Source organism: Acidisoma sp. S159 (genome assembly GCF_009766125.1).
Lineage (GTDB): Bacteria > Pseudomonadota > Alphaproteobacteria > Acetobacterales > Acetobacteraceae > Acidisoma.
Genome location: NZ_LMUG01000104.1, coordinates 109,802 through 122,249 on the forward strand (window position 1 = coordinate 109,802; position 12,448 = coordinate 122,249).

Sequence of the window (12,448 nt, forward strand, 5' to 3'; positions counted from 1 at the left end):
TCTGCCGTCCGCAGCAGACGCTGTACCCAGCCAACCCCCCGCCGCCTCATCTGGCAGCACTAGCCTGTAGCCGCGTTTCGGCGCGGTTTTCAGCACGACGCGGCCGCTATCCTGGAACGCGCAGCGGATTTCATGGACGCATTGCACGAGACTATCGTCGGTTACGGCGAGTCCAGGCCAGAGCGCGTGAATAAGTTCGTCTTTGGTGGCGAGCTGCCCGGCGCGCTCGGCCAGGTAGCGCAGGACGGCAAACGCCTGCGGCCGCAACGGCACGGAATGCCCCGAAGCAGTACGCAAGGTCTCGCTGCCGAAATCGGCAATCACACCATTGATGGCAAGCTTCCGACCCTGCGCGTCCATCCAGCCCTCTGCCAAATGACGGGCCCCGGCACCCGAACCCACGCTAGCACCTCTGCGCGATTTGTTCGCAATATTTCGCAAAACCTCGGAGAGCTTTCGTTGCGTAGTGGCCGTACTGGGCCTAAGGGAACGACCATAGCCCGCCGCAAGGGGCGCTCTTTGTCCTTGCGGTCCTAAAATGGGTCTTCCAGCGCTAGGGGCGGCCACAATCCGCTGACCCTTAAGCTCAAAGGCGCGCAGTTTGCGGGCGTCTTTTGTAAGGATAGCGGGCGACAATATTGCCCGCGTTTGCTGAGCATGTTGGGCGGCTGGTGCCCAAATGACTTCTGGCTTGGACGAAATGGCTGCCTGTACAGAGTGTTGGCTGGGTGAGGTTCATTGTGAAGACAACAACACTTGTTGCGTTTGCACTTCTTGCGGTAGCAGTGCCGGCAAGCGCCCAGGACAAACCGGATGTTCCCGGCACGGGAACACCTTCGAATCCGGCGATGGGCAAGGCACTTCCCTGCGCCCTCGTCTATCGCGCTGCCTTTCACGGATTTCCATCTACTTCTTCTCTCGATATCCTAAACAATACCGGCACCACGATCCCGCCGAAGTCAGTCATAATCGTAACCAAGGTTCCCGGGACCGCCGATGCCCGATATGAGATTGATATTCCGGTTAGTCCGGATCAGGGCTACGTCAGGTTGTTAGGCTTATCGACGCGGCCCTGGGCCGCTGACTCGTGCTCGGCGGTGCTCCTTTTGCCGTAGTTTTTGCCGAGGCGTACCCATAAACTCGGCGTGTTCACGAGCAACAGTATCTCGATTTTCTTGTTCGCTATGGCGCCCGCCCAAGATTCTTGCAGCGTTAGGCGGCGGTGGTCCCGATTCGAGGGCTGCGGCGGGCGCACGCGGGCAGGGTGCCACGCAGGGAGGACGGCCAGCAGCCTAAAGCTGGCAACGATTGACCAGCCGATCCCCTTTCCTCGGCTCCGGTACCAACTCGACCGCCCAACCCGGATCGGGGCCGTAGCAGAATTGCCGATGGTGTGAGGCATAGATAGATGGGCGAGGCCGGCACCATCTCGGCGGATCTTTTCGAACCAGCACATAGTCCCCCGTCTAAACCTCTGCGCATCATGTCGGTCCATCGCGCTGTGTCAGATTCAACCTGGCCTGGATCGACGACCGGGAAGGGACGACCTCCCCTTCCTCCATAGCATCGAGGCAGCCGCGGGAGCGCTGCTTTCTGCTCCATCCCGAGCGTGCGCAGGAGCGCCATGATCAGCAGCTCTTGGCAGGACGTTTCGCGCGCAGGCTCGCCACGGTCGTGCGCAGCTTGACTCCGAGTTCAGCATGGGCGCTACTGCTAGACTCTGCCAGGCGTGGCATTCTTGAGAGCCCTAGATACCCGCGTCCACTCATCTCGAGCACCTTTGCGGAACAGATCCACCGCAGCTTGGGCAACCTCTTCGTCTTCTCCCGCCTCGGCCATTCCCTGCAGAAGTGAGTCCGCGGCACCGAGAAGGACGGCTTCGAATGTGGTTAGGTTAGCCTCGGCGAAACCGCGACCAAATTGCTCACCCAGCTGCCTCACCGTCAGGTCCTCATCCTGATGCTCGAGTCATCAGTCATAGCCGGGGCCCATTATTGCCGGTTAAGCTGTGGAGTTTACGTAGGCCAGCAAGCGCCGTTCTCAATCAGGTGTCGGACTGGTCGACTTCTTTGACCTCACCCGAACGCCCCTGCCTCCCTTCGGAACATTAAAGGCCTGGATGGGCGCCACAAATTTCCCGACCCGAACGCTCAAGCGGGTCCGCGCAAAAATGAGGCTGCAAGTAGCAGCCTCCAACATGTAGTGAGTGCTTACAATTATAAGTTCTGGCCGCCTCCTGGAAGCAATGGGAGTCTGACCAGCATCACCTAGCGGAACGGCGAACGCGAAAACTAAACTGGCAGCGTCGTTGTCAGCACCCATCCCCCCAACGCGTTTCACACGGCCTCCTCTGAGGCAGGGTGATCGGTTCAAGCTAGAGACACCACCTTAGGCTCCTAATTGAGCGCGAGGTCGATGCCGGATGTCGCGCGTCGCAGCAGCGTGGTCAGGATCGCAACCTTTGAGAGGCGCCGCGGTTACGGATCAGGTCCGCGCCCTTCTCGGCAATCATGATGACCGGGGCGTTGGTGTTGCCGCTGACCAAGCTCGGCATTACCGAGGCATCACAGACGCGCAGTCCCGCCACTCCGTGAACTCGCAGTTCAGCGTCGACAACGGACTGGTCATCCGATCCCATCCGGCACGTGCTGGTCGGGTGCCAGTTGGTAGTGCCGGACTGCCGCACGACATTCTCCAGGTCGGCCTTGCTGAGCTTGGTGGGATCGGGCTCAATCAGACCCCCCCGTATGTCGTCAAAGGGCCGGGCACGGATGATCTCGACGAGGCGATGAATGCCCGCGATCATTAACCTCAGATCATCCGAATGCGACAGGTAATTTGGATTGATGAGCGGGCTGTCAAGCGGATTGCCGGATGCGAGCGTCACCGATCCTCGGCTCTTCGGCCGACACACGTAACAGCTCATGTAGAAGTGGTCCCGGTCCGCAACGCCGTTCGTCCTGAAGAATTCGGCAGTGCCGGGATTGAAGAAAATCTGCAGACCCGAGTCCGCATCATCGTTGTCAGCCCGTATGAAGCCTCCCGCTTCCAGGCCGGTGGTACTCAGCGGCCCGCTGCTATCGCGTTCGAACTGATCAAGGCTTGCCGCAAAATCTCCCGGCCCTGAACCGTACACGGCATCTGGGTCGCGCACCGTCGCGCGGACGTCAATGCTTCCCATGTGGTCCTGCAGGTCACGACCGACCCCGGGCAGATCAGTCACAACGTGAATGCCATGTTCGATAAGATGATCCGCTGGCCCAAGGCCGGACAGCATCATCAAATGCGGAGTGCCAATCGCACCCGCGGCGCAGATCACTTCGACGTCGGCATCCGCTCGCTCGATCGTCCGACCGCTCGCGATGTATTCGACCCCCCTAGCGCGCCCGTTCTCGACGATCAGGCGGGTGACGATGGCATGGCCGACCAGGTGAAAATTTTGACGGCCAAGAATCGGCTCGATATAAGCGACCGCTGTGCTGCAGCGGCGACCCTTCTTCAACGTCGCCTGATAGCAGCCGCAGCCCGCTTGCGACGCGCCATTGAAATCGTGATTGAACGGGATGCCGATCGACTTCGCGGCCTCCAAGTAGGTCGCACGTAAAGGCGAAGGATTGGGCAGGTTTTCGACTTGCAGCGGACCGTCCTCTCCGTGAAAATCATCGCGGATGGAACTATTGTTTTCGGCACGCTTGAAATACGGCAACACATCATCATAGGCCCATCCCGCATTGCCCAGTTGCCGCCAATGGTCGTAGTCGCCGCGATTGCCGCGAATGTAGATTAGGTAGTTGAGAACGCTGCTGCCCCCCACGGCGCGCCCTCTCGGATAGGGAATCACGCGGTCGAACAGATGCGCCTGCGGTGTAGTGCGAAACCCCCAGTCGACGGGCGTGTCCGCCAAACGGGTCATGGCGCCGGGACTATCCACCAGCCGATTCGTCGCTTCGCCACCAGCCTCAATGAGCAAAACACGACAATCCGGATTTTCGGTCAGCCGATTGGCCAGCACGCAACCAGCCGAGCCTGCTCCGACAATGATATAATCGAACGACATCCGGCACCCCCCAGCGCAAAGCGTAGAACGCACACTTTTTCTGTTATTCCTGCAACTCGGCCCACTCTGACGTCATGGCCGCGATCCCGGTCTGAGAACGATGATAGGCCAAATCGGCCGCGCTACATGGATCAACGCTGTGCTACTCCGTTCTCGGCCAAGGTCGACCGCAACCCGCTTTCGATAAAGCGTCAAAGAAGGACGATCGCAGCACTTCAGAAAGAGAAACCAAATGCGGGCTGAGTTGCAGCAGCGAAACTACGCTGAGATCGACTGCCAGCCAAGCCCAGCAGCGAAAAACCGGTCCACAAGGTTGCGTCACGCGATAAATCCATTTGCGCGTGTTGACCAGAGGCCAACGGGAGTCCGATCGGGAAGATGTCGATCCTTCCGGTTGTCGCCTTCCGGCTGACCTTCGACTGCTCGTTGTTTCGGTTCAGGCCATTCGGTTAGCCGAAGAGATTGACGACCCGCCTCGCCCGGCGCGACAGCCAGGGCCGAGCAGCCGGCCGGATCCAGATCGTGCTAATTGCGCCAGCCTCGCAGACTTCTACCAATCGCCCGTCACTTTGTAGACAATCTCAATATCCGGAACGAGCCTGACGACTTGGAGGTTGAAGCGCCGGACATGGTTTGGAGCATTATAGTCTTGTCCGATCATGCGTAACGAAATTTTTCCGATCGGCCGCCGAAATTCTGCGAAATTTCGCTACTCGGCGTGGTGCGGCCCTGGCTGAGGCGGCGGCCACGTCGAAATGTGCTAACTCGGCTTCCGAGGGGTGCCGACGGCCGTGGTTCAGTGGAGAACTGGATGGACGTCTTGGGTCAAAAGCTTGCCATCAATGGTGTCCTTGCCGACTTCGGAAGCGAGACATTACGCACCGCAGCGGGAGTTTCCGTCGCTTTGCGCCCGCAGGCGTTTGCTGTCCTGCGCTACCTGGCCGAGCACGCCGGGCAGCTAGCCACCAAAGATGAACTGATGCACGCGTTGTGGCCCGGACTCACCGTGACTGACGACAGCCTCGTGCAGTGCATCCACGAGATCCGAAGGGCGATCCTGGACAACGACCGTGTCGTGCTGAAAACCGCGCCGAAACGCGGCTACCGGCTGGTGCGTCCCGAAGGCGCCGACGAGACGAGGTTCGGTGCAGCGTCTGCGGCTGACGGCGGACAGCTTGTCGGAGCAACTAAGGTCTCTATCGCCGTCCTTCCATTCGTCAACATGTCTTCGGATCGCGAGCAAGGGTATTTTTCAGAAGGTATCACCGAAGACATCATCACCGACCTGTCGCGCTGGCAATCGCTAGCGGTTACCTCGCGCAGCGCCACTTTCCGCTTCGAGGGTCAGCGCCTTAGCGTCCAGGCGGCGAGACGCGAGCTTGGCGTGCATTTCCTGGTGGAGGGAAGTGTCCGCCGGTTGGGAGAGCGCGTTAGGATCACGGCTCAGCTGATTGATGCCCGGTCGGGCAATCAGATCTGGGCCGAACGTTACGATCGTCCGATAACAGGTCTCCTCGCGCTTCAAGACGAGTTGGTGCGCACAATCACCGGAACCCTGGTTGGTCGGATGTTTGTAAGCGCGGCAGAGCGTTTACGCAGCAGGCCGCCGTGCAACCCTTCCGCTTACGACCTTACGATGCTGGCCGACTGGCTGGCATGGGATAGGCCCACGGCGCGGACCGAGGCAAAGCGCCTCTTTGAGCATGCAATCGAGCTCGACCCCGGATATGCGCTTCCTCACAGCCTGCTGGCTATGCTCCTGAGGGACGATTGGCATTTCGGGCTAGCGGGATCGCCGGAGATCCTCGATCGTGCGTTCACGCTCGCGAAGCGCGGCGCCGAACTGTCGGACGGTGAAAGTGCGAGCCATGCCGCACTGGGTTTTGTTTATCTGGACCGGCAATGTTTCGGCGCTGCGCTGAGCCATGTGGAGCGCGCCGCCGAGATTAACCCGGCCAACCCGGTGACCAAGGCCGACCTGGGTGTACTCCTTTCCAGGATTGGGCGCGCGGAAGAGGGACTTGAGTATCTGCGCGATGCGCGGCGCATAGATCCGTACTTCGCACCTCTTCTGTACCGGCCCGCGCCCGGGGTCGCCCAGTTCGTTATGCGCCGCTACGTACAAGCCTTGGAAGAATTCGACCGGGGTGCACCGACAGACGCCGAAGCGTCCGCCATGATGGCGGGATGTTGCGCGAAGCTGGGTCTTGCCGAACGCACTCAGGAGTTGGTGGCGCACTGCTTGGCGATTCAACCCGAAGTGACGATAGGCGGTCTTGTCACGAGGGCGCTTTTTGCTAGAGCAAGTGATCGCGAACATTTCGCCAAGTGCCTGCGTCTCGCCGGACTGCCCGAATAGCAGGACCGAATGAGCACGAGGATGGCTGCGGCTGACGAGCCATCCTCCATAACAACGCCAATGATTAGCTTCCTTTCGGCGGCCTCGCGGATAACCCGATACGCCGGGTAAGGGAAGGTAGTGCGGCGACCGTAAAGCCTCATCCGTGGCCGGCGCTGGACCGCGAAGCTTTGGAAGCCGCAGTTCCGAGTGCCCGAGCTGACGCTGAAGGCGGGTCGTGACGTTCACCGCCTCGCCTCGATTGAGTACATCTGACGCCGGGCCTGACACACGCGCTTCAAGAAAGGCAGGAAAAAGGGCGCTTAACCATGCTCTTTCCGTGTTTTACTTCGCTGTCTCAGGCATGTCTTTTACCGATCCCCAATCCTTTCCAGTAAGGCTTATGTTTTCTGCTTGGTCTTGACGCAATTCAGTCGCCCAGTATTTCGTACGGCTGGCGTAGAGTTTGCCGCTGGCGCTCCCTGGCATAATGCGCGCTGGCAGTAGAAATAGGCGACAATGTCATGGCCACCGATTGCCAATCTTGGCATCCCGCTCGCCTGCGGCGCTCTATCAGCAAATGCAGGGAAAGCGAACATGGCCACCGCTAACACAGTCAGCATCTCACGGGTCGCGCGCATTTCAACTCCTATTGGAACATGGCACGCCTTCCGACCCGCAGGCTGCCGATTTGTCCGGTCGTAAGGCTGCATCGGGAAATTCAGTCCCGAGCGGCGGCGCAGTGTTGTTGTAGTTTGACCCGGCCGCCGTGTAACGAAAGCTTGCCGATCGTCCGCCGAAACCTCCCGAACCTATGTTGGGCGGCGAAGTCCTAACTAAGTCGGCCGCCCTTCGGTTGGGTTAGCCAAGGATCGACCAAGTGCGCACGTCAACACGCGATTACAGGTCTTCTCGCGTATTGAGATTAATAAGAATCCGTCGATGGAGCGAGTTCGCCAAGGCGTGTCGGAAGCGAGCTAGCCTCAATACTTCTCAATGGAGAGTGACCTGCTTTCTGCAACTTCGCCAACACGAGAGCGGCTTGGCGGGGCGCGGATCAACTGGCTCAATGCCACCTCCGTGGGGTCCGAGGCCCGAATCGGTCAGGCGGTTATCGACCCCTTTAGGTCGCTCGCCAATCAGAGAGCGTTTCCTGAAACCTGCCGTCCGTTCGGTGCCCGCGACGCACATTTTCCTCGTGAGCCCGTCAGGGCTTCACGAAGCGGTAGGCGAACCGATCGGTCTCGCCCTTGATCGAAGGATCGAACACCTTGATCGAGTGCTGATCGTCCTTGTTAGCGAGAATGGTGCTTTCCGCATCCAGCACGAAGCCGGCTGCCTCCACCTCCTCGCGGACGGACGCTGGGTCGATCCGATTCGCCTAGCGCGCCTTCGCGAGGTCGGTCGCCGTCGCCCCGGGCGACAGCAAGCTCGCCGCATACGCGCCGCTTCTCGCGGGCCTGTCCATATCGCGCGGCTGACGCATAGAAGGTCCGCTCAGCGAACGGCATTACGCGGACGCATATGCCCGCAAGCGGTCCGTCCGGAAACCACCTACCTCGCTCACCCTGTATCGAGCGCTGACGCGGCGGCCACCTGAGAAAGTTCGTTGATGTCCTTGAGGCGGTCCCCTGCTTGCCCCAAGCTCTCCCCGGATTTGAGGGGAATGGAATGCTGACCGTGGCGATCCTCTGGACGGCCTTCTTTGTGATCAACTTCAACGTCGCGATGATGATCCCGCTGTTGCCTTTCATTCAACGGGATATCGGCCTCTCTCCCTCCCAGGCGGCCATGGTTCTAGCGGCATTCCCTGTCATGGCCCTGACCAGCAATCTCGCCCTTGGGCCGATTATTGACCGTCTTGGCCGCAAAAAATTCATCGTCACGGGCGGTATAGGCTGTGCCATCGTCCTGGCAGCCACGGCCCTTTCGGCTTCTGCCGTCCCCATCATCGCCGGGCGTGCAGTCACGGGCCTCTTCATGCCGATGATCGGTGCTTCGGTCTTCGCGGCCATCGCCGACTATATCCCGGCCCAGAGCCGGACCAGGGTGACCAGCTATGTCACAACAGCGGCTCCTTTTGCTTTTTTACTCGCGATGTCGATCGGCGTCTTCCTGGGAGGCCTGGTGGCCTGGCAGCTACCGCTGATTCTCCTGGCCCTCGTATGCCTCCTGCTGGCGGTGGGAGCATCAACGCTCCCTGCGACAGATCCAACAGCCTTGGCAACGGGTCCTGTGAGCCGGCAGACCTACAAGATTCGGCTGCTATCCCTGTCGCTGGACGCCAGCACGCGGCTCCTGCTGCCCTCCTATTTCTGCTGGGCGGCAGCCGTGGTCACCTTCATGGGGCTTTACCCAAGCTGGATGATCCAACATGGACTGGCGAAGCACAGCGTCGGCACGATCGGCACCACGCTTCTCCTGGGCGAGATCGGCGGGCTCTTCGGGGCCTTCCTCTCGAGCCGGCTGAGTCTGCTGTTCCGGCACCCCTTGGGCCTCTGCGCCACGGCCGCGATCGGCATCGCCGCCGTGGTTCTTATCGTCCCCTTCGGGACGGGTCTGCCCTTCTTCCAGGCTGGCGCCTATGCGGCCTTCGCCTTTGGTCGGGATTTGATGATGGCCCTAATGCTCGGGGGCGCCATGCTGCTGGTTGGCGCCGCACAGCGTGGCAGCCTCAACGCAATCCTCAACGCGCTCTATCAGACCGGAGCCGCGGTGGGCGGCATGGCGAGCGCCTGGCTTTATGCGTTCCGGGCGGATTTCATCGCCAACAGCGCGGTCGCCGCCGCGCTCCTCGCGCTGTCGGGTTTCATGCTTTGGAACATCACCCGTATCAAAACGCCCGTCACGGTGGATATCTGATTGGCCAAGAGCCGAGGTATTGTGGAGCATGACAATTTGACGGCGCCAGAAATTCGTATCGTGAAAATCGCAGGTCGTCCCGATCTGGATCCCTGCTGTTGATCGCTAGAGAAGCGAATAAGCACATTGGGAATTCGGACCAGTTATTGCATGCTTTCCGCCCGTGGATCGAGGCCTGGAATCTGACCCCGGATGGGGAGCCGTTTCAGACGGAACATACTCATAGCCTCTTGCTTCCAGTGCGACAGGGAGCGCGGGCGTGCATATTGAAATTGCATCTTCTCCGGAAGAGGTTCGCGATGCGACCCTAATGACCTGGTGGAATGGCGCGGGCGCCGCCAGAGTTTGCGCATTCAGGACCTGCAATATTTTTGGAAGCAGCGAGCTCGGTGACAGCCTTGTGATCACTCGGCCGTGTTTCTATCAAGCGGCTAGCCGATCGGCTGGTGCCGCACGAACATCCGACGCTGTGAAGACGTCGGCGACCTCATCGAGGTGTTGACAGCTATCCGTCGGTGAGCCGAATCGCAGCGTCGCGCATTCCAACGGTAGTTGATGCCGCTATTCTGGCTGCGTGTCTGTCCATTAGCCGGATAACCACGCGTCACGGGAACAAAGTGCGCAGCCGTCTACCCCGGGGCCTCCCTGGAGGTATGGCTGATAATGAAATCTGCCAGCCGGCCCCCTGTTTTCAAAATCTGCACGACAGTTCCGGAAAAGTAGTGTTCAAATATTCGTAAAAAGGTCTTCTTTTGGAATTCGACTTGCAACTCAGGATTACGAATTGGCCCGCGCTTGAATATTTGCCGCTTTTTGCAAAAAACCCTTGGCGGGATTTAGTTTATGGTAGAATATCTTAAATTATTACTATCTCCGATTGCGGTGTCAACCAATTCGCCAACGAAATCGACCGCCGGATGTTAGCGCCACACGTGCCGGGCTTCAGCCCGTTGGGAAGAGCACCTTGGAAGATTCAAACTATCCCCTTCACCTTGATAGCCGCGAGGCGTTCCCCGCCATAATCGACGCCTTTCGGACAAACTCCTTCTTGCGTTTCATCAGGCGTGTGATCAGCAGGATGCTCTGGTCGCGTTGCAATTGCTGAATATTCTGGAATCCATGGTTACGCGTAGGCCCCGTCAAGTCGAATTTAGCAACCGCCGCTCACTGGAAACCCTTGTCGCTGCGCATGAGCGGCTATGGCACATAAGGCATCCGGTAGATCTCGATCAGGGTGATCTCGTGGGACACCCTCAAGCGAACGCAAAGAAATCCACTACAATTGATTGGCTATCGGAGGAATCTATGGCCATGTGATCAAGCAGCGGCTTGTGATCATGGAGCGCTCAAACCTATTTACATCGTTGATGCTGCGACAGGAGGCTACCTGGACAAGCTCGTTTCTGATCTTCCAAAGAAGCGGAAATAGCTGTTCTGGAGAAGCGTGTTGCCGAGCTTGAGGCCGAGAACCGGCGATTGTGGGGCGCGATGCGCGGGACAGGCGAGTTGCTGCGGAAATTCCTGCCTGAGGGGGAATGAGACCTCAGCCCAGCGCGGTACGCTGCATCCCCTGCGAAAACAATCTCACTCGGACGGGACTTGGCCTATAACTGTCGCATCACCGGCAAGGGTCTATCCCAGGGCGTCGGTGGCTGAGAGGCGATAGCCCTCCCGCCTTGCAAGGCATGGAGGCTGCAATGAGCTCTTTAGATTTCGAGCATGACGGGCGTGATCTTCGAAAATCATGTCCCACCATAAAACTTTCGCTCCCTCTCGGGTGGGGGCGTTCCTCTTCGAGCAAGGGCTATTTATCCCAAGGTGCTCCGCTGGATATGGGGTTGATGGCAGTGACGCCGGCGCCGTGACGAAGATGATGGAGAGGTTCCATGCTCGAATCACATCTGGCGAATTCAAATTGCGGGCCGGGGTAGCCGTCGAGATATTGCCGGATTAATAACTCAATCTGTAATCATACATCCGCCATCGAAGAACGCTGTGTTCAGCCGAGGAATTGCTTACCGTCTTCCGTGCCACCTTGTAACGAACACCGAAGATCATGGACCGGGAAAACGCTCGGACCCTCAGACATTATCACTAAATGGGATTGCGTGGTACTCGACTGGCGATCTGTCCGACAATATCGCGGTCTTCCTGCGACGCTTCCAATGGAACCGTTATGATCAGGCGAACATCGAGAAATTCCTTTCGAAACCGCGCTGCAGCGGCGAGTAAGCTTCTGAGGTCGTAGAAATAACGCTCTGCCTCATGGCTGCCATCGGCTTTAACCAGCCTTAGCCGCCATCGAGGAGCGGGGGATGTGTTCGTAGGTCTCACCTCAGGTATCGGGTCGGGCATTCACCCCTCCCGCGCATTTGGCGGGAGCGCATGCCGCTCTCAGTCGGCCGATGCCATGAAAGGGCGACCAATTTTGTGTGCGTAATAGCTTGTCGCCGAATGTGCAACTTGCGTCGCTCGGAGCGCGGTCGCCGCGGCCCGCCCGAACAGAAAAGCCGATGGCTGACGCGGCTCGTTTCCGCGTCGCCTTGGCCCAAGTGCCTGGCGTAGGCCGATCGCTGACGGCGCCGACGCTCGTTGGGGCGAGTGCCCGCAGTCCAGTCTGCGGGAGCTTGGGATGCGGGGCGGCAAGCGGTTGGCCCTCACCCATTACACGCCGGAACCTCTCCTGCCTCAAAGATGCAGGTTGTCGGCCGGACTGCATGAGTGCAGGTTGGGCCATGGCTCCATCGCCCCTGCCTTCCCACTTTCCCCTATTTCCTAACGAAGTCCTACGGTGAGCACGCGTGTGCTGCTGGTCGAGGACGAGGCCTTTATCTCGCTCCTGATCCAGGAGGCCGTGACCAATCTTGGCTGTGACATCGTCGGGCCGACGACGACCATAGCAGCGTCAATTGCCCTTCTGGACGTTGAGCAGATCGATGTGGCACTTGTCGACTTGGCCTTGAATGGCGAGTTGTGCCTGCCCGTCGCGGATGTGCTGGTCGATAAAGGAATTCCATTTGCCTTCGTGACCGGATTTGGATCCGAGATGCTGCGAGGCACTCGGCACGCGGACGTTCCGATACTGTCAAAGCCATTTTCGCTGCCAGCTTTAGCGAAGCTTGTGCGTCAACTTGCCGCGGACGCGGCAGCTACTGTAGGCGAGCAACCCGCTAGTTAATCAGCTGGCGGAT

Annotated in this window: 6 protein-coding genes; 3 read left to right on the forward strand and 3 right to left on the reverse strand. The window is 59.3% G+C overall.

Translation table 11 applies throughout. The features are described from left to right. Both GSQ92_RS30680 and GSQ92_RS29695 read right to left on the reverse strand, forming a co-directional pair. The coding region (locus GSQ92_RS30680) for a winged helix-turn-helix domain-containing protein (RefSeq protein WP_216857042.1) at positions 1-360 on the reverse strand (360 nt) is incomplete at its 3' end. Positions 361-2,446: 2,086 nt separating this feature from the next. After that, positions 2,447-4,057, reverse strand: a complete 1,611-nt coding sequence (locus GSQ92_RS29695; protein WP_159014921.1) for a GMC family oxidoreductase — start codon at positions 4,055-4,057, stop codon at positions 2,447-2,449. Positions 4,058-4,868: 811 nt separating this feature from the next. Between GSQ92_RS29695 and GSQ92_RS29700 the strand changes: the two genes are divergently transcribed. Beyond that, on the forward strand, positions 4,869-6,416 hold the full coding sequence (locus GSQ92_RS29700) for a winged helix-turn-helix domain-containing tetratricopeptide repeat protein (RefSeq protein WP_159014923.1): 1,548 nt from the start codon (positions 4,869-4,871) through the stop codon (positions 6,414-6,416). 1,186 nt (positions 6,417-7,602) lie between these two features. Here the strand turns inward: GSQ92_RS29700 and GSQ92_RS29705 are convergent. Next, complete coding sequence (locus GSQ92_RS29705; protein ID WP_216857043.1) at positions 7,603-7,740, reverse strand: hypothetical protein; 138 nt, start codon at positions 7,738-7,740, stop codon at positions 7,603-7,605. 290 nt (positions 7,741-8,030) lie between these two features. Between GSQ92_RS29705 and GSQ92_RS29710 the strand changes: the two genes are divergently transcribed. Together GSQ92_RS29710 and GSQ92_RS29715 are read left to right on the forward strand one after the other, a co-directional pair. After that, positions 8,031-9,257: an MFS transporter gene (locus tag GSQ92_RS29710; protein WP_159014924.1), complete on the forward strand. Its 1,227-nt coding sequence runs from the start codon at positions 8,031-8,033 to the stop codon at positions 9,255-9,257. A gap of 2,803 nt (positions 9,258-12,060) precedes the next feature. Beyond that, positions 12,061-12,435 (forward strand): response regulator, encoded by a 375-nt coding sequence (locus GSQ92_RS29715; RefSeq protein ID WP_159014926.1) that lies wholly within the window; start codon positions 12,061-12,063, stop codon positions 12,433-12,435. Positions 12,436-12,448 lie beyond the last annotated feature (13 nt).